Consider the following 20,613-nt stretch of genomic DNA (forward strand, 5'->3'; position numbering starts at 1 on the left):
GCGCCCGATCCATATCATCCCTGCATAGATAGGTATTTTATTCGTATTGGACGATATGAATCGGCGGCGCGACACTGCCTCTCATCGACGGGCAGACGAGCCCGCGCCCCACGTACCGGAACTGGAGATCATCGTCATGAGAAGCGCGCTGCATCGCCGTTTGTCCGTCCTGTCCCGCACCGCTTTCGCGGGCCTCCTCGCCAGCGGCGCGCTCGCCGCCCACGCCGAAACGACGCTCTATGTCGCCAACGTCGGCGGCTCGAACGAGCAGCTCTATCGGCAGAAGATCATTCCGCCGTTCGAGAAGGCACATAACGTGAAGATCGTCTACGTCGCGGGCAATTCGAGCGATACGCTCGCGAAGCTCCAGGCGCAGAAGGGCCATCAGCAGATCAATGTCGCCGTGATGGACGACGGCCCCATGTATCAGGCGATGCAGTTGAACCTGTGCGCGAAGCTCGACGACGCGCCCATCATGAAAGACGTCTATCCGCTCGCGAAGATCGGGCCGGCGGCGGTGGGCGTCGGCATGGTCGCGACGGGCATCGGCTACAACGAGGAAGCGTTCAGGAAGGCCGGCCTGCCGCCGCCCGATTCGTGGAAGGTGCTCGCCGACAAGCGCATCAAGGGCAAGCTCGGCGTGCCGCCGATCACCAACACCTACGGCCTGCATACGCTCGTGATGCTCGCGCGGCTTTCCGGCGGCGGCGAGAAGAACATCGATCCGGGCTTCACGGAAATGACCAAGCAGGTCGCGCCCAACGTGCTCTCGTGGGCGCCCACGCCCGGCGAGATGGATGGCCAGATGCAGTCCGGCGACGTGATCCTCGCGCCTTACGGCAGCGGCCGCGCGGTGGCGCTGCAAAACACCGGCTTTCCGCTCAAGTTCGTCTATCCGAAGGAAGGCGCGGTCGCGCTGCAAGTGGCGGCGTGCGCCATCGCGGAGAACGCGCAGCCCGCCCTGTCGCAGCAGTTCGTGCAATACCTGCTGACGCCCGAAGTGCAGACGTTGCAAGCGCAGAACATCGGTCTCGGCCCGGTCAACAAGACGGTCAAGCTCACGCCCGAAGTCGCCGCGCGCGTGCCCTACGGCCCCGAGCAGATCGGCAAGCTCACCGCGATGGACTGGACCACGATCAACCAGCATCGCACCGAATGGACGGAGCGCTGGAACCGTTCGGTCGAACGCTAAGTCGATGTGACGAGGGAGAACGCGCATGGCTTTCCTGACACTGCAAGGCATATCGAAACGCTACGGCGATTTCACGGCGATCGAGTCGCTCGATCTGTCGGTCGAGCGCGGCGAGCTGCTGTCGCTGCTCGGTCCGTCGGGCTGCGGCAAGACGACGACGTTGCAAATGGTCGCCGGCTTCGTCACGCCGACGACCGGCCGCATCCTGCTCGATGGCCGCGACATCACGAATGAACGCCCGGAAAAGCGCGGCATCGGCGTGGTGTTTCAAAGCTATGCGCTCTTTCCGCACATGACGGTGGCGGGCAACGTCGGCTTCGGGCTGGAAATGCGCAAGGTGAAGCGCAAGGAGCGCGAGGCGCGCGTCGAAGAGGCGCTCGCGCTCGTGCGGCTCAGAGGGCTCGGGCATCGCTATCCGAAGGAACTGTCGGGCGGGCAGCGGCAGCGCGTGGCGATCGCGCGCGCCATTGCGATGCAGCCCGAACTGCTGCTGCTCGACGAGCCGATGTCGAACCTCGACGCCAAGCTGCGCGAAGAGATGCACATCGAATTGCGCGCGATCCAGAAGCGCCTCGGCATCACGACGATTCTCGTCACGCACGACCAGGTCGAAGCGATGACGATGAGCGACCGCATCGCGGTGATGCATCGCGGCGCGATCTCGCAACTCTCGACGCCCTACGACGCCTACGAGCGCCCGGCCACGCCGTTCGCCTCCACGTTCCTCGGGCGCACCAATGCGTTCGCGGGCGAAGTGCTGCAGCGTAACCCGCGCTGCGCGATCGTCGATGTCGCGGGCACGACGCTGCATGTGCCGCACGAAGGCCGTGAGGTCGACGGCGCGGTGAACGTCTACATTCGCCCGGAGAAAGTGCATCTCGCCAATGGCGACGCGCGCATCAAAGGCCGCATCTCGACGCGCGTGTTCGTCGGCAATCAATGGCTGCTCGAAGTGGAAACGGGGCTCGGCAAGCTGCGCGTCGCGCAGCCGAATCACGGCGCGCCGCCGCCCGCGGAAGGCGACGAAGTGGGCCTCGCCTGGACCGACGACGACCTGCGCGTGCTCACGCAAGACCTTCGGGAGAACGCGAATGGCCACGCTTGACGACGCCCGTCCCGGCGCGGCGCCGTGGCTGCTGTCGGGGCCGGCGCTGCTGCTGTTCATCGGCCTGTTGCTGGTGCCGCTGCTGCTCACGCTGCTCCTTTCGTTCCGCGTGTTCAGCGACACGGCCGGCGTCACGGCGGCCTATACGCTTGGCAACTACTGGGAAGTCGTTAGCGATCCTTATTACGGCGCGATCTTTCTGCGCACCGCCGGCCTCGCCTTCGCCGTCACGCTGCTCTCGATTCTGCTCGGCGTGCCGGAAACCATCGTGCTCGCGCGCATGAAAAAGCCGTGGCAATCGCTGTGTCTTCTGATCGTGCTCGGGCCGCTGCTCATTTCGGTGGTCGTGCGCACGCTCGGCTGGCAGATCCTGCTCGGCAACAACGGCGTGCTCAACAACGTATTGCAGGCGCTGCACATCACGGACGAACCGATCCGCTTCGTCTTCACGATGACGGGCGTCGTCATTGCGCTGACGCACGTTCTCGTGCCGTTCATGGTGATGTCCGTCTGGGCCACGATGCAAAAGCTCGACCCGCAAGTGGAATGGGCCGGCCGCTCGCTCGGCGGCTCGCCCTTCGCGGTGTTTCGCCGCGTGGTGCTGCCGCAGATCATGCCGGGCGTGCTGTCGGGGTCGATCATCGTGTTCGCGTTGTCGGCTTCCGCGTTCGCCACGCCCGCGCTCATCGGCGGACGGCGTCTGAAAGTGGTCGCGACCGCCGCCTACGACGAATTTCTCGGCACGCTCAACTGGCCGCTCGGCGCGAGCATCGCGGTGCTGCTCCTGATCGCGAACGTCGCGATCGTGATGGGTTGCAGCCGCCTCGCCGAACGCCGCTTCCGGCATATCTTCGACTGAGCGGAGAACCCACATCATGAAAGAAAACGGCTGGCTCGGGCTCACTTTCAACGCACTGTTCCTGACGTTCATCCTCGCGCCGCTCGTCGTCGTGATGCTCGTCGCGTTCACCGACAAAGGCTTCATTTCGATGCCCTTCGATGGCGCGTCGTTCCGCTGGTTCCACGCGATCATCGAGAACGGCGACATCGTCTCGGCGTTCTGGCTGTCGATCCGGCTCGCCTTCGCGGCGGCAACCATCGGCGTGCTGCTTGCGGTGCCCGCCGCGCTCGCGATCGCGCGCTATCGCTTTCCGGGCCGCGCCGCGCTCACGAGCTTCTTCCTCTCGCCGATGATGATTCCCGCCGTCGTGCTCGGCATCGCGTTCCTGCGCTTCCTGTCGCTCTTGCATCTGTCGGGATCGTTCTGGTCGCTCGTCGCCGCGCACGTGATCATCGTGCTGCCGTATGCATTGCGACTCGCGCTGTCGTCGGCCATCGGGCTGGATCGCGATGCCGAGCGCGCGGCGCTTTCGTGCGGCGCGAGCCGCTTCACCGCGTTTCGCCGCGTCGTGCTGCCGATGATCCGAACAGGCGTCGCGGGCGGCTGGGTGCTCTCGTTCATCCAGAGCTTCGACGAGCTGACGATGACCATCTTCGTCGCGACGCCCGGCACCACGACGCTGCCGGTCGCCATGTACAACCAGATCGCGCAGACCATCGATCCGCTGGTCGCGTCCGTCTCGGCGGTGCTGATCGTCGGCACGGTTCTGCTGATGATCCTGCTCGACCGCATGGTCGGACTGGATCGCATTCTGATCGGAGAAGCCCGATGACATTTTCAAGCCCCGACGTATTGGTTCTCGGCGGCGGCCTCGTCGGTTCCGCCGTGGCCTACGGACTCGCCCGCGAAGGCGCGCGCGTGACCGTGCTCGACGAGGACGACGGCGGCTTTCGCGCCTCGCGCGGCAACTTCGGCCTCGTGTGGATACAGGGCAAGGGCTACGGCCTGTCGCCTTATGCAACGTGGTCGCGCAGTTCGGCCACGCGCTGGCCCGGTTTCGCCGATGCGCTCCTGAGCGAAACGGGCATCGACGTCGCGTTGCGTCAGCCGGGCGGTTTCCAGTTCTGCTTCGACGACGACGAACTCGCCGAGCGCAGCAAGCGCCTCTCGACGCTGCAGGCCGAACTCGGCGACTACCCGTTCCAGATGCTCGATCTGAAGGAACTGCGCGAGCGCATTCCGCAGGTTGGACCGTCGGTCGTCGGCGCGAGCTACACGCCGATGGACGGCCACGTCAATCCGCTCAAGCTGCTGCGTGCGCTGCACGTCGCGATGCAGGCGCGCGGCGTGAAGCTCGTCTCGGCGGAGCGCGCGCAACGCATCGTGCCGGACGCGAACGGCTTCACGGTGCACGGCAAGCACGCGACGTATCGCGCGTCGAAAGTCGTACTCGCGGCGGGCCTCGGCAATCGCACGCTCGCGCCGTTCGTCGGGCTGAACGCGCCTGTCGCGCCGAATCGCGGGCAAGTGCTGATCAGCGAGCGCGTCGCGCCGTTTCTCCACTATCCGACGCTCAACGTGCGCCAGACCGACGAAGGCACCGTGCAGTTCGGCGATTCGATGGAAGAAGTCGGCTTCGACGATTTCACCACGACGCACGTGCTCGCCGACATCGCGCGGCGCGGCGTGCGCGCCTTTCCGATGTTGAAGCACGTACGGCTCGTGCGCATGTGGGCCGCGCTGCGCGTCTACAGCCCCGACGGCTTTCCGATCTACGACGCGTCGCACGCGCATCCGGGCGCGTTCGTCGTCACCTGCCATAGCGGCGTGACGCTCGCCGCCGCGCATGCGCTGCGCGTCGCGCCGTGGATTCTGGGCGCGCCGATGCCCGCCGAACTGCCGAACTTCTCCGCGCGCCGTTTCGAGACCGCACGAGAACTGACTCCCGCACATTGAGCCCGCCATGACAGTCCAATCGAATCACACGCTATTCAAGCCCTTGAACGGCGCAGACGCCGGCCCTATCGACATCTGGTTCAACGACGCGCCGCTCACCGTACCCGCGGGCCGCTCGGTCGCGGCGGCGCTCTTCGCGGCGGGCGTGTCGCGCTTTCGTGCGACGCCCGTCTCCGGCGCACCGCGCGCGCCCTATTGCATGATGGGCGCGTGCTTCGAATGCCTCGTCGAGATCGACGGCGTGCCGAGCCGCCAGAGCTGCATGGTCGAAGTGAAAGCCGGCATGCGCGTGCGCTCGCAGGAAGGCGCGCGCGATCTGCCGCCCGCCAATGTCGATGCCTCGCTGGAGAATGCGCATGGCCGCTGATTTCGATTCCGTTTCCGTCGATGTGGTGGTGGTCGGCGCAGGTCCCGCCGGCATGAGCGCGGCCACGCGCGCCGCGCGCGCGGGCCTCTCCACCGTGCTCATCGACGAGCAGGACGCCGTGGGCGGGCAGATTTATCGCGCGATCGGGAAAGCGGACGCGCGCCGCAAGGAGATTCTCGGGCCGGACTACGCGGCGGGCGCATCGATCGCCGCGGCGTTTGCCGCCTCGGGCGCGCGGCATGTGACGAATGCGAGCGTGTGGCAGGTCACGCGCGAGCGCGGCGTCAACTATCTGAAGGACGGCAAGATCGGCGCGTTCGATGCGAAGCGCGTGATTCTCGCGAGCGGCGCGCTCGAACGTCCGTTTCCGATTCCGGGCTGGACGCTGCCGGGCGTGCTGACGGCGGGCGCGGCGCAAATCCTTCTGAAGAGCGCGGGTGAAGTGCCCGCCGCGCCGCCGGTGCTCGCGGGGTGCGGGCCGCTGCTCTATCTGCTCGGCTGGCAATACGTGCGCGCGGGCGTGCCGATCCGCGCGCTCGTCGATACGACGCGTCACGAAGACCGCTGGCGCGCGAAGCGTCACATGCTGTCGGCGCTGCGCGCGTGGCCGTTTCTGTCGAAGGGTCTGCAACTGATCCGCACGCTGCGCGAAGCGGGCGTGCCGATCTTCGAGGCCGCCGACGATCTGCGCGTGGAGTCGCGCACCGGCACGGATCACGTCGAGCGCGCAGCGGCGCTGAGCTTTCGGACACAAGGCGTCGCGCATCGCGTCGAAGCGGACGTGATTCTGCTGCATCAGGGCGTCGTGCCGAATACGCAGTTCACGCAGGCTTTGCGTGCGTCGCACCGCTGGGACGATGCGCAACTGTGCTTCACGCCGCAAACCGATGCGTGGGGTGAGCTGGACGTGCCCGGCATTTTCATCGCGGGCGACGGCGCGGGTATCGGCGGCGCGCAGGCCGCGGCCTTGCAGGGCACGCTCGCGGGACTGGCCGCGGCAACGCAACTCGGCGCGATCGACCGAACCGCGCGCGACGCCGAAGCCGTTGCGCTGCGCCGCGCGCTCGCTGGCGTCATGCGCATCCGGCCGTTTCTCGACAGCCTGTATCGTCCGCGCGCGATCAATCGCATTCCGGGCGACGAGACCATCGTGTGCCGCTGCGAGGAAGTCACGGCGGGCGAATTGCGCAAGTTCGTCGAACTGGGCTGCGTCGGGCCGAATCAGGCGAAGTCGTTCGGGCGCTGCGGCATGGGTCCGTGCCAGGGGCGCATGTGCGGTCTCACGGTGACGGAAGTCATCGCCGATGCACGCCGCGTCTCGCCCGCCGAAGTCGGCTATTACCGCATTCGTCCGCCGATCAAGCCGCTCACGCTCGGAGAACTCGCCGGTGAATGATGCACGCGAAGCGCAGGAAGCCGATGTGCTCGTCGTCGGCGGCGGGCTGCACGGCACGTCGAGCGCGTTTCATCTGGCGCGGCGCGGCGTCAAGGTCGTCGTGCTCGAAGCCGATTACGTCGCGCGGCATTCGTCGGGCGTGAATGCGGGCGGCGTGCGCACGCTCGGGCGTCCGCTTCCGGAGATTCCGCTTGCGCTGATGTCGCGTGAAATCTGGCACGGCATGCGCGAGATCATCGGCGAGGATGGCGGCTTCGTGCCTTCGGGCCAGTTGAAGATCGCCGAAACCGACGACGAACTCGACGCCTGCCGCGAGCGCGTCGCGCTGCTCGAAGCGCACGGCTTCACGCACGAGAAAGTGATCGACCGCGAGACCGTGCTCGAACTCGAACCGGCGCTCGCGCGGCATGTGACGGGCGGCATCTGGGTCGAACGCGATGGCTACGCGCTGCCGTACCGGACGACGACCGCCTTCCGGCTCGCCGCGCAAAAGCTCGGCGCGCGCTTTCTGGAAGGCACGCCGGTGCAGCGCATCGAACAGCGCGGCACGCGCTGGTTCGCGACCACGCCGCGCGGCACGTTCAGCGCGAAACAGTTGCTCGTCACGGCGGGCGCGTGGTCCGGCGAACTCGCGAAACAGGTGGGCGAGCCGGTGCCGGTTCATCCCGAAGGCTTGATGCTGATGGTCACGCATCGCGTCGCGCCGTTTTGCCGCGCGACGCTCGGCGCAACGGGCCGGCCGCTTTCGTTCAAGCAGTTCGACAACGGCACGGTGGTGATCGGCGGCAAGCTGATCGGCATTGCGGATCTCGCGAACCGGCATGGCGAAGTGGATTTCGTGCGGCTCGTGAAGAGCGCGCGCACCGTCACGGATCTCTTTCCGCATCTGCGTCATCTCGGCGTGAATCGCGCGTGGGCGGGCGTCGAGGCGTTCACCGAAGATGAATTGCCGGTGATTTCCGCGAGCCGCAAGGCCTCGGATCTGTATTACTCGTTCGGCTATTGCGGCAGCGGCTTTCAGCTCGGGCCGGGCTGCGGCAAGCTCGTGTCGGAGCTGATGCTCGACGGCGCGCCGACCCTTTCACTCGATGTGTTCGCCATCGACCGCTTTTCCCGCGATGCGGTTTCGGCCGATGGCGGCGCGTCGCAACTGATTGCGCATTGAGCGCATTTTTAACGGAGAGAATGGCATGAGCGATATCGTTCGCATCGACACTAATCAACGTATGAGCCGCGTCGTGAAGGCGGCGGGGCTCGTGTTTATCGGCGGGCAGACATCGGCCGATCAGACGCCGGATGTGAAACTGCAAACCGCGAAAGTGCTCGAGAAAATCGACGGCTTTCTCGACAAGGCCGGCATCGACAAGACGCGGCTCGTGTCGGCGCAAGTGTGGCTCGCGGATATCGATCGCGATTTCGCGGGAATGAATGAAGTGTGGGATGCGTGGGTGCCGCAAGGCTGCGCGCCGACGCGCGCGACGGTGCAGGCGAAGCTGGCGTCGCCGGCGTTGCTGGTGGAGATTGCGGTGGTGGCGTTGGGGTAAAATTCCTGCCCCGGCGTTGACATCCCCCCTCCCGGGTATCAGACTGCCGTCGTTCATTTCCCGCGACACCAGCCGATGCCCGTCTCCCAGCTTTCCGTCTATTTCTTCATCCAGGCCGCCGTCATCGTTCTCGCGAGCCAGTTCGTCGGCCGCCTCGCGCAGCGCGTCGGTCAGCCGCAAGTGGTCGGCGAGATGATCGCGGGCGTATTGCTCGGCCCGTCGCTTTTCGGCCTGCTGCTGCCGCAATGGCAGCAGGCGCTCTTCCCCAAGTCGACGATGGGCATGCTCTACGTCGCGGCCCAGCTCGGCGTCGGGCTCTACATGTTTCTCGTCGGCACGGAGTTTCGCGCGGATCACTTCCGCGCACGCGCGAAGAGCGCGATGAGCGTGTCGCTGGCGGGCATCGTCGCGCCGTTCGCGCTCGCGTTCGCGCTGACGCCCTGGCTTCTCACGATCCCCGGCCTCTTCGCCACGAAGGTGCGGCCCTTCGAGGCGTCGCTGTTTCTCGGCGCGGCGATCGCCATCACCGCGTTTCCGATGCTCGCGCGCATCATCCACGAGCGCGGGCTTGCGGGCACGTCGCTCGGCACGCTCGCGCTGACCGCCGGCGCATTCGACGACGCCGCCGCGTGGTGCATCCTCGCCATCGTGCTCGCGAGCTTCGGCGGCTCGTGGATGGGCGCGTACGCCGCGATCGGCGGCGGCGCGGCGTTCGCGCTCTTCATGATCTTCGCGGGCAGCAAGCTAATGCGCCGCCTCGCCGTCGGACTGAATCCGAACGCACCGCTGCCGACGAGCGTGCTCGCCACGGTCATGGTGCTGTTCTCGCTCTGCGCCTTCGCGATGGACGCGATCGGCATCCACGCGGTCTTCGGCGGCTTTCTGCTCGGCGTCGCATTGCCGCGCGGCCCGCTCACGAGCAAGCTGCGCGACATGCTGCAACCCTTCGTCGTCGTGTTTCTGCTGCCGATGTTCTTCACCTACTCCGGCCTCAACACGCGGCTCGACATGCTGATGGACCCGGCCATTCTGCTCGCCTCCATCGTGATCCTGGCCGCATCGTTCGGCGGCAAGGGCATCGCGTGCTGGGCGGCCGCGCGCATGAACGGCGAGCCTTCCGGCGACGCAATGGCCATCGGCGCGTTGATGAACGCGCGCGGTCTGATGGAACTCATCATCATCAATATCGGGCTCGCGGCGGGCGTGATCCTGCCGGGTCTCTTCTCGATCCTCGTGCTGATGGCGGTGCTCAGCACGCTCATGGCCACGCCGCTCTTCAACTGGATCGTGCGGCGTCAGGCCGCGCTGCGCTCGGCTATCGCGCGATAACGCGCGAGCACAACGAGGCGTCGTGGCAAGACCGGCACGACGCCCCGCGCGATGGACGTCAGCGTCGCATGAGGCCCATCACCAGCGTCACCAGGAAGATGACGAGGAAGATGAAGAACAGGATTTTCGCGATGCCAGCGGCGCCGGCCGCAATGCCCCCGAAACCCAGCGCGGCCGCGATGATCGCGATGACGAAAAAGACCAATGCGTAATACAACATGATGTTATCTCCCTCCCGTGAGGACAGGCCGCGCGCCCCATGTGCGCGGACGGTTCCCTAGTGGAAGCAAGCAGTATTCCTTACCGGATGGAGCAATGTTTTCTGCCGTGATATTCTTGGCCTCGTCCTGCATAAACCATCGCACCTGCTACCCGAGCCGCGAGCGCTAGCATCCGCCTTACACTGCCGTCAAGAAGACCCGCCGTCTGCCGTTAATTAAAAGAGGGACGCGAATCCGAAAGGCGCAGTGACGCTCGTTCGCGCGCTGTTCCGCGTTATGGAATGGTCATGCATCAAGGGCACCATTCCAGCGGAGCACTCCCACTAAAAGGGCCATGCTCGCATGGTTGACGATCTGCGGTTCAAGGTCGATCGCCTCGCCGTCTTGAGCATTCAAGCCACATGCGCGGGCATCCCACCACCGAAGCACACCGAATTACCAACAGAGACACGTCCGGACGCATTTCGTCCGACGAAAGATTGCAGGGCGCCGCCGCGCGGGCCGACTGCGAACGATTGGGAAAGAATTGATGAAACCGGCAAGGAATTCGCTGCGGTCACGCGTTGGCCGATATCTCACATTAATCGTGTTGCTGACCGCGCTCGTGGCGGGTGCGAGCTTCCTGCACTGGCGTGAGGCATCGCGTCAGGCGGCGTCGCAGGCCTCGGCGCTGACGGGCGTCGCGAACCAGATGCGGCATGACGCCTCGGCGTGGGCGCATCGGGAAAAAGACGCATCGGAAATGCTGACCGACATTCGCGAGCGCAACGTCGCGACGATCGGCGTGAGCCCCGACGCGATTCTCGTCTCCACACGCAAGGGCGAGAAGTATTACGTCGCCGATCACAACGGCGCGTTCTCCAATGCGCTGCTGCTCGGCGAATTGAAGCCGGACGCGGCGACGCCGTATCAACTCGTGTGGCTGCCCGACGCCAACGTGCGCACGGGTTTCGCGCGCTGGAGCGAAATGTTCGATCGTTCGCGCGATGCGCTGAGCCTGCTCTTGCCCTTGCTGATGATCGGCGGGCTCTTCTGGTTCATGCGCCGTGAAATGCGCGGCGGCGCGCAACTGCTCGGCGAATCGCCGACGCTGCGTTTCGACGACGTCATCGGCGCGGGCGAAGCGAAAGCCGCGCTCAACGACGTGCGCGCCTGGCTCACCGAGCCCGCACAATTTACCGGCATGGGCGTGCGCGCGCCGTGCGGCATCCTGATGACGGGCGGCCCGGGCGTCGGCAAGACGCGTCTCGCGCAAGCGCTCGCGGGCGAATGCGGCGCGAACTTCATCGCCATTACGGGCAGTTATTTCAGCGCCAAGTACTATGGCGTCGGCATTCAGAAGGTGAAGCATCTGTTCGAGCTGGCGCGCAAGAATGCGCCGACCGTCATTTTCATCGACGAAGCCGATGGCCTCGGCAGGCGCACCGATACCGGCGGCGGCCCGGTCGAAGCGGAAAGCAACCGCATCATCAATCAACTGCTCGCGGAAATGGACGGCTTCGCGTCGAACGAAGGCGTGATCATCGTCGCGGCGACGAATCATCCGGACAATCTCGACGAAGCGCTGCGCCGTCCCGGCCGCTTCGATCGCACGGTGCAGGTGCGTCTGCCGAGCCTCGACGATCGCGCGGAAATCCTGCGTTTCTACGCGGCCAATCTGAAGACGAAATCCGACAATATCGACTTCGATCAACTCGCGCGCCTGACAACCGGCCTCTCGCCCGCCACGCTCTCGATGATCTGCAATCAGGCGGGGCTGGTCGCGCGCAAGGCGGGCGAACGCGAAGTCGGAGCAACGCATTTCATGGAAGCGATCAAGATCGCGCGCATCGGCGATATCAACGGCGCGGAGCGCGCCTTGTCCGACGACGAGCGCACGCGCATCGCAGTGCATGAAGCGGGTCACGGTCTTGTGGCCGCGGTGCTCGGCACGGGCGTGCTCGAAGAAGTGACGATCCTGCCGCGCGGCGGCGCTTTAGGCGTCGCGCTCATCACGAAAATGCAGGACAAGCATCTGTATCGCGAAACGGAACTGCGCAACGAGATTCAGGTGCTGCTCGGCGGCCGCAACGCGGAATTGCTGATGTTCGACGAAGCGTCGAGCGGCGCGGCGAGCGATCTTCAGGAAGCGTCGCGAATCAGTCTCGACATGGTGTCGAAGTTCGGCTTCAACGCGGATGGCAACCTGTTCAGCCTCGCTTCGCTGCCGCAGCAGTACGCGGGTTTGCAACTGAAGAATTCGATCGAGCATGCGAACGCGCTGCTGCACGATCTGAGCGACGCGTGCTATGCGCTTTTGCGGGCGAACCAACCGGTGCTGCGCGCGATCGCGAACGAGCTGCTCGAATCGGAAACCGTGCCCGGCGAGACGGTTTATCGTCTGATCGAAGAACATGCGGCGGCCGTCGCGAAAGTGGAAGCCGTGACGGAAGTGCTGGCCGCCTGAAACCGGAGGCATCGACATGGCCGATGCGTATCGCAGCAAGGGTTTTTCCAGCGCGCTTTCGTATCAGGATCCGAAAGCCGCGTTCCGCTGGCTCGAAAGCGCATTCGGTTTCGAGCCGATGTTCGTCATCCTCGACGCCGACGGCAATCTTGCGCACTCCGAGATGTCATATGGCGATTCGGTCGTCATGATCGGCAGCGAATGGAGCGACGAGCATAAAAGCCCGCGCTCGGCCGGCGGCAAGAACACGCAGTCGGTTCACGTGCAGCTTGCGGAGGGCGAAGACATCGACGCGCATTGCGAGCATGCGCGCGCAGCGGGGGCGTCGATTATCGCGGAGCCGCAGACGCAGTTTTACGGCGACCGGACCTATCGCGCGAAAGATCCCGAAGGGCATATCTGGACCTTCGGCGTTACCGTGCGGAAGATGACGCCGGAAGAATGGGACGCGGCGAGCGGGCTCACGACGCGCAAGCGTCTGGACTGAACGCGCTTCGATTCCGCGCTCAATAGGCATTCGCGCTGCGCAATCCCCTGAAGATCGTCGCGGCGATGATCCGCATATCCAGCCCGAACGACCAATTCCCCAGATAGTACAAATCGTGCGCCACGCGCGCTTCCATCTTTTCTATGCGGTCCGTTTCGCCGCGCAAGCCGTTGACCTGCGCCCAGCCGGTGATACCCGGCTTGATGCGGTATCGATGGATATATCCCGACACGACCTTGCGATACAGGTCGTCATGTTCGAGCGCGTGAGGACGCGGTCCGACCACGGACATGTCGCCGCGAAGGACGTTGAAGAACTGCGGCAGTTCGTCGAGGCTCGTGCGGCGCAGGAACGCGCCGACGCGCGTGACGCGCGAATCGCCTCGCGTGGCCTGACTGAGCACGCCGGCCTCTTCGGTATGGACGCGCATCGAGCGGAACTTGTAGATGGTGAAGACGCGCCCGTCCGCGCCTTTGCGCCGCTGTCTGAACAGGATCGGCCCGCGCGAGCTGAGCTTCACCGCTATCGCGATGGCGATCAGCAGCGGCGAGATGGCGCAAATCGCGGTCAGCGCAAAGAGGCGGTCGAAGATTTCTTTTTGCAGCAGCGCGCGCTGTGACAGCGGCGAAGCGACGAGATTGATCGCGGGCACGCCGAGCAGTTCGCTCACGCTGCTTTCGAAAAGCGCGAGACTGCGCACGTCCGGGATGAAGCGCACGTTGATGAGGTCTTCGCGGAACTCGTTCACGAAGCGCAGGATGGTCCTGTCCTGCGACAACGGCAAGCCGAGCCATACCTCATGCACGCGCTGCTCGCGCACATGGCTCACGAAGGCGTCGAAATCGTCGTAGACAGGTACGCGCGCCGTCATCGGTAGATCGGGCGATGCATTGAACACGGCGACCGTGCGAAAGCCCGAATGGCTCGCGCGCTCGATCCGTCTCATGATCGATTCGCAATGCCTGCCACTGCCGACAATTGCCACCTGATGAAAGTTCATGCCGGCGTGGCGCATGCGCGCGAGCACCGCATGCGTGGCGAGACGCCCGCCGATCATGAACGCCACCGAGATCGCGGTCCAGTACGCAAACCACAGACGTGAAACGTGATCGAGCCGGTGCAGCGAAAACATCAGCACGAGCACGCAGGCCTGCACGATCAGCCAGACCAGCGACACGCGGCTTGCGAGCACGAGCTTGCTGCGCCCGCGCCACGACTCGTAGACGCCGAAGCCCGGAAACAGCAGCAGTGAGAACGCCGCCGCGAAAGCCGCGAACGGCATGTAATAGCCGGGCTCGGCGATGTGCTCGAATCGGATCCGCGATGCAATGGCCGCGCCCCACACCACCATGACGACATCGAAGACGCGTGCCAGCAATCCGTGTATATCGCGCATGTCCACCTCGATTCGAGAGCGCCGCAAGTGCGGTCCAGGCTGCTATTCGTGTGACGGTTGGCTGCAGTGGCGAGTCGCGCCGGTCAAAGGCGCCTGAAACGCATGCTTCATGTGACGCCGCTTGCGCGGCTCATCATCGGCGAAAGGAATGACGGTGACGTGAAGCAGACGATGCCCGGCGCATAGATCAGTCGAAATCGTGCCGGACAGTTGCGCCGCGATCATTGACTATAGATGCCATCCGGGCCGGATGGTTCGCAAGACCACATGAAGCCACATATCGCGTTCGTTTGCACGACGACAAAAAAAATGGCGCATGCTCGCGCACGCGCCATCGCTCGAATGTCCTGCTCAATCTGATGTGTTTGACGCTCGCCTCAGTCGTCGGCAAGCGGCGCGTGCGAGGTCTCGCGGCTCGCAAGCATCGCGACGAGCGCCACGCCGGAGGCCGCGACCAGATACCATGCGGGCGCGAGCTTGCTGCCCGTCGCGCCGATGAGCCATGTCGCCACGAGCGGCGCGGTGCCGCCGAACAGCGCGTTCGCCGCATTGAAGCAGAATGCGAAGCCGCTATAGCGCACGCGCGTCGGGAAGATCTCCGAGAGGAAACAGGGCAGCGTGCCGTCGTTCATCGTGAGGAGCGCGCCGAAGGCGACCTGGATCGCGACGATCATCGCAAAGCTAGCGCCCTCCAGCCCCTTGAAGAGCGGCACCGTCAGCACGGCAAACAGAATCGATGCGCCGATCAGCATCGACTTGCGCCCCACGCGGTCGGACAACGCGCCCATCATGAAGATCAGTCCGATGTAAGCCGCGAGCGAAATCGTCGCCGCGATGAACGAGGCCGTCTCGCCCATGCCCATTTCGGTCGAGAGATAAGTCGGCATGTAGCTCAGCACGAGATAGAACGCCACCGCATTCAGGCAGGTTGCGCCAAACGCGATCAACATGCGTCCGCGATGCTTCGACAGCAATTCGGCAATCGGCGCCTGCGCGGCGTGATGGCTCTGCTCCATCGCCTTGAAACGCGGCGTGTCTTCCAGCTTCACGCGGATATATCGTCCGATGAGACCGAACGGCGCGGCAAGCAGAAACGGCAGACGCCAGCCGAAGGATTGCAATTGCTCGCTCGTGAGCGCCGCATGCATGAGCGCGACGAGAATGGAGCCGAACAGCAGACCCGCCGCGGTGCTCGCGGGCACGATGCTCGTATAGATGCCGCGCCGCTTGTCCGGCGCGTATTCGGCCAGAAACGCCGCCGCGCCCGCATATTCGCCCGATGCCGAAAAGCCCTGCACCACGCGCACGAGCAGCAGAAGTATCGGCGCGAGCACGCCCACCTGCGCATAAGTCGGCAGCAGTGCGATCAGGAATGTCGAGCACGACATGATCAGAATGGATAGCGACAGCGACGTGCGCCTGCCGATTCTGTCGCCCACGTGCCCCCATACGATGCCGCCTATCGGCCGCACGATGAACGAGATGGCGAATACGCCGTAGGTGGCGAGCAGGCTGGTTGCACCATCGGTCTTCGGGAAGAACACGACGGCGATGATCGTCGCCAGATAGCCGTAGGACGCATAGTCGAACCACTCGACGAAATTGCCGATGAAGCTCGCACAGGCTGCACGCTTCAATAGCTTCGGATCGACTTGCGTGCGCGCCTCATGCGACGCCTCGGGCATCGCGACCTGCGGGCTTACCGCTCTTTCCGTGTTCATCGGCAGGCTCCCGACAGGGTGATGCGGTTGTGTTGTGTCGTCTTCATACACTCAGCTCCTTGGATGATTAAGGCCGTCGGGGTGAGTGAATGGTAGGAGCCTCGCCTGTTCGAAAGTTTTTCGAATCGACGCCAAAATTCGCGTTTCCGACATCGAGGGTAAACGACGAACAGCACGCGTCTTCGTGCTTTAAAGCGCCTTTTGATAACGGCGTCGATCGGCTATCGGCGAGATATCGAATTGCGCCTTGTAGCGCGTCGAGAAATGCGTGAGCGAGGTAAAGCCCGTGCGTTCGCACACCTCTTCCAGCGTGCGCGCGGTGCGGTAGAGCAGTTGACGCGCACGCAGCAGCCGTATTTCGAGGTACGCCTGCGCGGGCGTCTTGCCGAGACGCTCGTGGAACCATCGTTCGAGCTGACGCTGCGATACCTTCACGAACGCCGCAATCTCCGCGATGCTGAGCGTCTCCTCGATATTGCTTTCCATGACCTGCAATGCTTCATCGAGCTTGGCGTGCGCATCGCCGATGTACTGTCTGAGCGACGTCACCTGCCGCTCTTCGTGGCCGCGCCGTTGCGCGACGAGCAATTCGAGCACGCGCGCGGCAAGCGCCGTGCTGCCGGGCGGAAGCGCGAGCAGATGCACCATCAGATCGAGCGGCGCGACGCCGCCGCTGCACGTGTAACGGTCGCGATCCACTTCGTAGAGACGGTTCGACACGGTGAGCTTCGGAAACTGTTCCAGCAGCGTGTCCTGATCTTCCCAGTGAATGGTGCAGCGATAGCCGTTGAGCAGACCCGCGCGCGCGAGAAAATAGCTGCCCGTATCTAGACCGCCGAGCGCGCAGCCGCGGCGCGCCTGCAAGCGCAGCCAGTCCATGATCGCGCCAATGCCTTTGCGCGGAATCGGATTGGGCCCGACAACGAATACCGCGTCGAAGCCGCTGGCTTCCGGCATGGCGAGATCGGGCACCACGCGGATGCCGTCGCTCGAGCGCACGACATCGCCATTGGGGCCGATCAGCGTGTACTCGTAGACCGTGCGCTCGACGACCATATTGGCGATGCGAAGCGGATCGACCGCCGTGCCGAGCGCGATCAGCGAGAAGTTCTCCTGAAGCAGAAAGCCGATTCGCATCACGCGCAGGTCGTGTATGCCGGTGTTTGCATGCTTTCTCTTCGAAGACGAAGCGGCGGCGGATGGCATGAAAGATCCGGTCGGAACGGTTGTGAGCCTCGCAGGATCATAGCGTCAGTGGCCGCGAAGATCGAAGGAGGCACTGCAATGCCCGAACAGATCACCAAGTATCCGGACGTCACGCTGAAAGTGCTGGAAGGCGCGGGCGCCGTGTGCGGCAAAGGCGCCGAGCAGAAGATCCTGAAGCAATGTCCGGCCGCGCGATTCTGCGCGTTGCCGACCGGCGAAATCTGCGTCTATGGCATCGACGAGATTCCGCACATGACGCAAATCAAGGCGCAAGAAATCGCGGCGGTCGTCGCGCCTCGATCCGATGCCATGCCGCCGCTATCGGCGTGGTGGATGGGCGCGATCCTTCTCGTAGCGGGGCTGCTCGCGGGTTTCATGCTCGGGAAGATCAAGCGAAAGCGCCTATGACCTGGCTCGCCAATACGATTCTCGTGCTGCACGCGCTGATCGTGCTGTTTATCGTCGGCGGTCTGATCGCGATATGGATCGGCGCGGCGTTCAGACGAAGCTGGGTCCGAAACCGCGCGTTTCGGACAACGCACATCGTTGCGATAGGGATTGTCGCGCTGCTCGCCGTAGTGGACCTTCCCTGCCCGCTCACGGTGCTGGAGGACGAGTTGCGCGCCGGTGCGTCCGGCGCGCAAGGCTTCGTCCAGCGCTGGGTCGGCGCATTGCTTTACTTCGATTTCCCGGCATGGGTGTTCACGCTCGCCTACGTGGCCTTCTTTATCGCAGTCGCGATCACATGGCGGCGTGTTCGTCCTCGGTCATAAGCTGGTGCGATTCTTTGTTGCGCGGCCTCAGGACATCGGGCCAGCCGGCTTGCTGCTGAGCTTGCGGCTCACCTTCAGCGCGAACAGCACCGGCTTCGACATATGCGGACGCAGGATCGCGTGCTTACGCACGTAGTGCGGGACGTGCCATTCGGAACGCGTGCCGGCATAGAAGAGCGCGGCGTGGCCGGCGCGCAGCGTGCGCGGTTCCTGGCCTTCAGCCGTGATGATCACCTCGCCTTCGATCACGTAGATCGTTTCGTCTTCGTGGAAGTACCAGTTGAAGCGGCCGGCCGTGCAGTCCCAGACCCATGACGTCGTCGTGGTGTCGAGGCTTTGCGACCATCGGCCGCTGCGCGCGACAGGATTGCCTTCGAGAATCCACGCCGGTTCTATCGGATCTGGCTTCAGCAAGACATCGTCCAGACGGACAGACTCGAAAACGGGTGCTGTCATGGGCTCTCCTGTACCGTTCCTGTTGATCGTTCGTGATCGAAGCGACGCAACTCGCTCCGGCGTCATTTCTTACAAAGACATTACACCAATGAATTGGTTCGCTGTCTACGCCGGTATTCGGGATGCAAACGTTTGACGTTTGTGCGCTGGCACACACGAAGGGAATGGTGGAGGCGGTCATGGCGCAATTAATCACGCGGGCTGCGCCGAACGCATCAAGGTCCAGCCGATGCCGCGCACATTGCGGATCAACGCGCGCCCGAAGCGCTTGCGCATCGAATGAATGAGCACGTCGAGCGCATTGCTTTCCACTTCGTTGCCCCAGCCGTAGATGCGTTCTTCGAGTTGCGCGCGCGAGAGGATCGCGCCCGGCCGTTCCAGAAGCGCGTGCATGAGCGCGAATTCGCGCGCGGACAGCAGCGACTCGGCGCCTTCGCGCCATAGCGTGCGCCGGTCGAGATCGAGACTCAGGCCGTCGTCGCCGATGCACGACGTCGCGTAGCCCGCCTGACGGCGCAATACCGCGCGAATGCGCGCCAGCACTTCGCGAACGTCGAACGGCTTGAGCACGCAATCGTCCGCGCCGACATCGAGACTGCGCACGCGCGTTTCCGGGTCGCTGCTCGCGGTGAAGGTCAGCATCGGCACCTTGTTGCCCGATTCGCGCGAGGCTCTGAGCAATTCGAGGCCGCCGCCGCACAACAGGCCGAGGTCGAGCAGCACGACCGCGTAATAAGTCGCATCGATGGCGAGCCGCCCGGCGCGCGCATCGCGCACCCAGTCGACGCGGTAGCCGTCGCCTTTCAAGGCGCGGAACAGGGCTTGTCCCATTTGCAGATCGTCTTCAACCAGTAGCACACGCATGATGTCCCTTCTTTTTTCGCGGCAAGCGTTCGTTGCAGTTCATCGATAAAGCAGGCACACCATCTTTATTATTACTTCGGATACCGAATCTATCCGAAAGGTGTTCCGGCTCGTGGGCCCGACGCCGTGGATCATCCATCGTCAGTCGAGCAGGCTCAGTCTAAAGGGGCGCTTGAATCACGTCTGTCCTCACGAAACAGGACAGATGCACATTAAATAGCTAGTCGAGCAAGGCGGTCAGCGCAACCAGTTCGCGCTGCGTGCCGATGCCGAGCTTCGCCAGCGCGCGTTGCTTGTACGTGATGACGCTCGCGGGCGAGAGTGCGAGCTTCGCGCCAACCGTCTTCGCGGTTTCGCCCTGCCCGAGCAGCATGGCGACGGACCGTTCGCGCTCGGAAAGCGCCGTATGCCATTTGATCGATATTTCGCGCGACACGCCCGGCCTCGCGCGCAGTCTCGTGTGTGTCGATGCGAGCGCGGCGAGAAAATCGGCGAATGCGGCGATGCACGCTTTATCGCGATCGCTGAAGCGGCCCATCGCCGTGGAGCGGTACATACTGAGAAATGCCGTGTGACCCGCGCCGGGCGCGATAACCGAAAGCTTGTCCGCAATGCCCGGCTCGATGAAAAAGCGCTCGTAGTATTCGGCGTTCGATTCGCGATCGATCTTCAGCGCGCGAACCGTGGGCGGGAGCGGTTGCGTCGCATGTCCGCGTGTGAATTCGTGAACCAGCGGATCTTCGCGATAGCGGCCGCCCACATAGGCTTCGGTGAGGCGCGTCGCAATACCGCCGGCGCGCCGGCTCGCGAGCGCCGCGGTCTCGGCATGCGCCGGCTTAACGTTGACGAGCACGCAATGCTCGATCTCGATGATTCCGGCGAGCGCGGCAATCAGGCTATCGCCGAAATCGTCGGTGCCCGCCGCGCGCACGCAATTGGCAAAGGGAAGTATTTCTGCAAAGTCTCGCTGGTCCATATGAATGCTCATTGCCTTGAAAGCGATGCCGGATCGCGCTCGAAGAGCAGAGAGCAGTTTGCCGTCTGAGCGCTGGACGGCAACCGCGCGAACCGGCGCAGCCGACATTCGCGAGAACCTTCGCATATCCACTTGAATACCAGTCGTTCAAGTGGACGGTATGTTAGGAAGCAGGTAAGCCTTGGTCTTGACGCTTTACCCTATGTTTTGCGACGATTTCAGCATAATTTCGCCAAACGCAATTGAAGCAGGTAATACCAATTGCTATCTTGTTGTGCATCGCACGAAATAGGATCGAACGTTCAGAACCGGTTGTCGCTTTTGGCCTAACTCTTGT

The 20,613-nt window shown here is 64.0% G+C and carries 22 protein-coding genes; 15 read left to right on the forward strand and 7 right to left on the reverse strand.

Features of this window, described 5'->3' with window-relative positions; genetic code table 11:
- Nucleotides 1–136: 136 nt before the first annotated feature.
- The 10 genes from AWB70_RS22565 to AWB70_RS22610 all read left to right on the forward strand — a co-directional run bounded on the left by AWB70_RS22565 (nt 137) and on the right by AWB70_RS22610 (nt 9,730).
- Nucleotides 137–1,192, forward strand: coding sequence for an ABC transporter substrate-binding protein (locus AWB70_RS22565; RefSeq protein ID WP_053570921.1), 1,056 nt, complete (start codon nt 137–139; stop codon nt 1,190–1,192).
- A gap of 25 nt (nt 1,193–1,217) precedes the next feature.
- Nucleotides 1,218–2,297 (forward strand): ABC transporter ATP-binding protein, encoded by a 1,080-nt coding sequence (locus AWB70_RS22570; RefSeq protein ID WP_053570920.1) that lies wholly within the window; start codon nt 1,218–1,220, stop codon nt 2,295–2,297.
- Nucleotides 2,284–3,156 (forward strand): ABC transporter permease, encoded by an 873-nt coding sequence (locus AWB70_RS22575; protein WP_053570919.1) that lies wholly within the window; start codon nt 2,284–2,286, stop codon nt 3,154–3,156. Before AWB70_RS22570 ends, AWB70_RS22575 begins: the two co-directional genes overlap by 14 nt.
- A 16-nt stretch (nt 3,157–3,172) precedes the next feature.
- Nucleotides 3,173–3,970, forward strand: a complete 798-nt coding sequence (locus AWB70_RS22580) for an ABC transporter permease (RefSeq protein WP_045458680.1) — start codon at nt 3,173–3,175, stop codon at nt 3,968–3,970.
- Nucleotides 3,967–5,094, forward strand: a complete 1,128-nt coding sequence (locus AWB70_RS22585) for an NAD(P)/FAD-dependent oxidoreductase (RefSeq protein WP_053570918.1) — start codon at nt 3,967–3,969, stop codon at nt 5,092–5,094. Before AWB70_RS22580 ends, AWB70_RS22585 begins: the two co-directional genes overlap by 4 nt.
- Nucleotides 5,095–5,101: 7 nt before the next feature.
- The gene (locus tag AWB70_RS22590) at nt 5,102–5,461 is read left to right on the forward strand and encodes a (2Fe-2S)-binding protein (RefSeq protein WP_014193965.1); all 360 of its coding nucleotides are present in this window, start codon (nt 5,102–5,104) and stop codon (nt 5,459–5,461) included.
- A complete protein-coding gene (locus AWB70_RS22595) occupies nt 5,451–6,857 on the forward strand; it encodes an FAD/NAD(P)-dependent oxidoreductase (protein ID WP_053570917.1) in 1,407 nt (468 codons plus the stop codon). Before AWB70_RS22590 ends, AWB70_RS22595 begins: the two co-directional genes overlap by 11 nt.
- Nucleotides 6,850–8,022: an NAD(P)/FAD-dependent oxidoreductase gene (locus AWB70_RS22600; protein ID WP_053570916.1), complete on the forward strand. Its 1,173-nt coding sequence runs from the start codon at nt 6,850–6,852 to the stop codon at nt 8,020–8,022. The genes AWB70_RS22595 and AWB70_RS22600 overlap by 8 nt, the downstream gene beginning before the upstream one ends.
- A gap of 25 nt (nt 8,023–8,047) precedes the next feature.
- Nucleotides 8,048–8,401 carry a RidA family protein gene (locus AWB70_RS22605; RefSeq protein ID WP_014193962.1) on the forward strand — a complete coding sequence of 118 codons (354 nt, stop codon included), beginning with the start codon at nt 8,048–8,050 and terminating at the stop codon, nt 8,399–8,401.
- Between the two features lie 75 nt (nt 8,402–8,476).
- Nucleotides 8,477–9,730 carry a cation:proton antiporter gene (locus AWB70_RS22610; protein ID WP_053570915.1) on the forward strand — a complete coding sequence of 418 codons (1,254 nt, stop codon included), beginning with the start codon at nt 8,477–8,479 and terminating at the stop codon, nt 9,728–9,730.
- Between the two features lie 58 nt (nt 9,731–9,788).
- On the opposite strand, the gene AWB70_RS22615 is transcribed toward AWB70_RS22610, so the two are convergent.
- Nucleotides 9,789–9,950: a DUF1328 domain-containing protein gene (locus tag AWB70_RS22615; RefSeq protein ID WP_041732749.1), complete on the reverse strand. Its 162-nt coding sequence runs from the start codon at nt 9,948–9,950 to the stop codon at nt 9,789–9,791.
- 530 nt (nt 9,951–10,480) lie between these two features.
- Between AWB70_RS22615 and AWB70_RS22620 the strand changes: the two genes are divergently transcribed.
- Both AWB70_RS22620 and AWB70_RS22625 read left to right on the forward strand, forming a co-directional pair.
- A complete protein-coding gene (locus tag AWB70_RS22620) occupies nt 10,481–12,397 on the forward strand; it encodes an AAA family ATPase (RefSeq protein ID WP_053570914.1) in 1,917 nt (638 codons plus the stop codon).
- Nucleotides 12,398–12,413: 16 nt separating this feature from the next.
- Nucleotides 12,414–12,884 (forward strand): VOC family protein, encoded by a 471-nt coding sequence (locus AWB70_RS22625; RefSeq protein WP_053570913.1) that lies wholly within the window; start codon nt 12,414–12,416, stop codon nt 12,882–12,884.
- A 19-nt stretch (nt 12,885–12,903) separates the two neighbouring features.
- On the opposite strand, the gene AWB70_RS22630 is transcribed toward AWB70_RS22625, so the two are convergent.
- The 3 genes from AWB70_RS22630 to AWB70_RS22645 all read right to left on the reverse strand — a co-directional run bounded on the left by AWB70_RS22630 (nt 12,904) and on the right by AWB70_RS22645 (nt 17,207).
- Nucleotides 12,904–14,280, reverse strand: coding sequence for an undecaprenyl-phosphate glucose phosphotransferase (locus AWB70_RS22630; protein WP_053570912.1), 1,377 nt, complete (start codon nt 14,278–14,280; stop codon nt 12,904–12,906).
- A 377-nt stretch (nt 14,281–14,657) separates the two neighbouring features.
- Nucleotides 14,658–16,001 carry an MFS transporter gene (locus AWB70_RS22640; RefSeq protein ID WP_143281685.1) on the reverse strand — a complete coding sequence of 448 codons (1,344 nt, stop codon included), beginning with the start codon at nt 15,999–16,001 and terminating at the stop codon, nt 14,658–14,660.
- A 189-nt stretch (nt 16,002–16,190) separates the two neighbouring features.
- Nucleotides 16,191–17,207 (reverse strand): GlxA family transcriptional regulator, encoded by a 1,017-nt coding sequence (locus AWB70_RS22645; protein WP_053570910.1) that lies wholly within the window; start codon nt 17,205–17,207, stop codon nt 16,191–16,193.
- Between the two features lie 78 nt (nt 17,208–17,285).
- Here AWB70_RS22645 and AWB70_RS22650 point away from each other — a divergent pair, with 78 nt between their 5' ends.
- Together AWB70_RS22650 and AWB70_RS22655 are read left to right on the forward strand one after the other, a co-directional pair.
- The gene (locus AWB70_RS22650) at nt 17,286–17,615 is read left to right on the forward strand and encodes a hypothetical protein (RefSeq protein WP_053570909.1); all 330 of its coding nucleotides are present in this window, start codon (nt 17,286–17,288) and stop codon (nt 17,613–17,615) included.
- Nucleotides 17,612–17,980 carry a DUF2784 domain-containing protein gene (locus AWB70_RS22655; RefSeq protein ID WP_053570908.1) on the forward strand — a complete coding sequence of 123 codons (369 nt, stop codon included), beginning with the start codon at nt 17,612–17,614 and terminating at the stop codon, nt 17,978–17,980. The genes AWB70_RS22650 and AWB70_RS22655 overlap by 4 nt, the downstream gene beginning before the upstream one ends.
- A gap of 27 nt (nt 17,981–18,007) precedes the next feature.
- Here AWB70_RS22655 and AWB70_RS22660 read toward each other — a convergent pair whose 3' ends face one another.
- From AWB70_RS22660 to AWB70_RS22670, 3 genes are all read right to left on the reverse strand, one after another.
- The gene (locus tag AWB70_RS22660; protein WP_053570907.1) at nt 18,008–18,436 is read right to left on the reverse strand and encodes a cupin domain-containing protein; all 429 of its coding nucleotides are present in this window, start codon (nt 18,434–18,436) and stop codon (nt 18,008–18,010) included.
- Between the two features lie 192 nt (nt 18,437–18,628).
- Entirely contained in the window at nt 18,629–19,300 is a 672-nt protein-coding gene (locus AWB70_RS22665; protein WP_014193952.1) for a response regulator, read from the reverse strand.
- Between the two features lie 220 nt (nt 19,301–19,520).
- The gene (locus AWB70_RS22670) at nt 19,521–20,153 is read right to left on the reverse strand and encodes a helix-turn-helix transcriptional regulator (RefSeq protein WP_235024327.1); all 633 of its coding nucleotides are present in this window, start codon (nt 20,151–20,153) and stop codon (nt 19,521–19,523) included.
- A gap of 3 nt (nt 20,154–20,156) precedes the next feature.
- Between AWB70_RS22670 and AWB70_RS39345 the strand changes: the two genes are divergently transcribed.
- On the forward strand, nt 20,157–20,345 hold the full coding sequence (locus tag AWB70_RS39345) for a hypothetical protein (protein WP_235024328.1): 189 nt from the start codon (nt 20,157–20,159) through the stop codon (nt 20,343–20,345).
- The last annotated feature ends 268 nt before the right edge of the window (nt 20,346–20,613 follow it).

It is taken from the genome of Caballeronia cordobensis (assembly GCF_001544575.2).
Lineage (GTDB): Bacteria > Pseudomonadota > Gammaproteobacteria > Burkholderiales > Burkholderiaceae > Caballeronia > Caballeronia cordobensis.

Bases quoted from the DNA above. Each gene is read 5' to 3' on its own strand.
- AWB70_RS22605 (WP_014193962.1), top strand. From the start codon at position 8,048: ATGAGCGATATCGTTCGCATCGACACTAATCAACGTATGAGCCGCGTC.
- AWB70_RS22665 (WP_014193952.1), bottom strand. From the start codon at position 19,300: ATGCGTGTGCTACTGGTTGAAGACGATCTGCAAATGGGACAAGCCCTG.
- AWB70_RS22620 (WP_053570914.1), top strand. From the start codon at position 10,481: ATGAAACCGGCAAGGAATTCGCTGCGGTCACGCGTTGGCCGATATCTC.
- AWB70_RS22630 (WP_053570912.1), bottom strand. From the start codon at position 14,280: ATGCGCGATATACACGGATTGCTGGCACGCGTCTTCGATGTCGTCATG.
- AWB70_RS22595 (WP_053570917.1), top strand. From the start codon at position 5,451: ATGGCCGCTGATTTCGATTCCGTTTCCGTCGATGTGGTGGTGGTCGGC.
- AWB70_RS22655 (WP_053570908.1), top strand. From the start codon at position 17,612: ATGACCTGGCTCGCCAATACGATTCTCGTGCTGCACGCGCTGATCGTG.
- AWB70_RS22660 (WP_053570907.1), bottom strand. From the start codon at position 18,436: ATGACAGCACCCGTTTTCGAGTCTGTCCGTCTGGACGATGTCTTGCTG.
- AWB70_RS22585 (WP_053570918.1), top strand. From the start codon at position 3,967: ATGACATTTTCAAGCCCCGACGTATTGGTTCTCGGCGGCGGCCTCGTC.
- AWB70_RS39345 (WP_235024328.1), top strand. From the start codon at position 20,157: ATGCTCGATCTCGATGATTCCGGCGAGCGCGGCAATCAGGCTATCGCC.
- AWB70_RS22640 (WP_143281685.1), bottom strand. From the start codon at position 16,001: ATGAACACGGAAAGAGCGGTAAGCCCGCAGGTCGCGATGCCCGAGGCG.
- AWB70_RS22625 (WP_053570913.1), top strand. From the start codon at position 12,414: ATGGCCGATGCGTATCGCAGCAAGGGTTTTTCCAGCGCGCTTTCGTAT.
- AWB70_RS22565 (WP_053570921.1), top strand. From the start codon at position 137: ATGAGAAGCGCGCTGCATCGCCGTTTGTCCGTCCTGTCCCGCACCGCT.
- AWB70_RS22645 (WP_053570910.1), bottom strand. From the start codon at position 17,207: ATGCCATCCGCCGCCGCTTCGTCTTCGAAGAGAAAGCATGCAAACACC.
- AWB70_RS22590 (WP_014193965.1), top strand. From the start codon at position 5,102: ATGACAGTCCAATCGAATCACACGCTATTCAAGCCCTTGAACGGCGCA.
- AWB70_RS22580 (WP_045458680.1), top strand. From the start codon at position 3,173: ATGAAAGAAAACGGCTGGCTCGGGCTCACTTTCAACGCACTGTTCCTG.
- AWB70_RS22650 (WP_053570909.1), top strand. From the start codon at position 17,286: ATGCCCGAACAGATCACCAAGTATCCGGACGTCACGCTGAAAGTGCTG.
- AWB70_RS22610 (WP_053570915.1), top strand. From the start codon at position 8,477: ATGCCCGTCTCCCAGCTTTCCGTCTATTTCTTCATCCAGGCCGCCGTC.
- AWB70_RS22615 (WP_041732749.1), bottom strand. From the start codon at position 9,950: ATGTTGTATTACGCATTGGTCTTTTTCGTCATCGCGATCATCGCGGCC.
- AWB70_RS22575 (WP_053570919.1), top strand. From the start codon at position 2,284: ATGGCCACGCTTGACGACGCCCGTCCCGGCGCGGCGCCGTGGCTGCTG.
- AWB70_RS22570 (WP_053570920.1), top strand. From the start codon at position 1,218: ATGGCTTTCCTGACACTGCAAGGCATATCGAAACGCTACGGCGATTTC.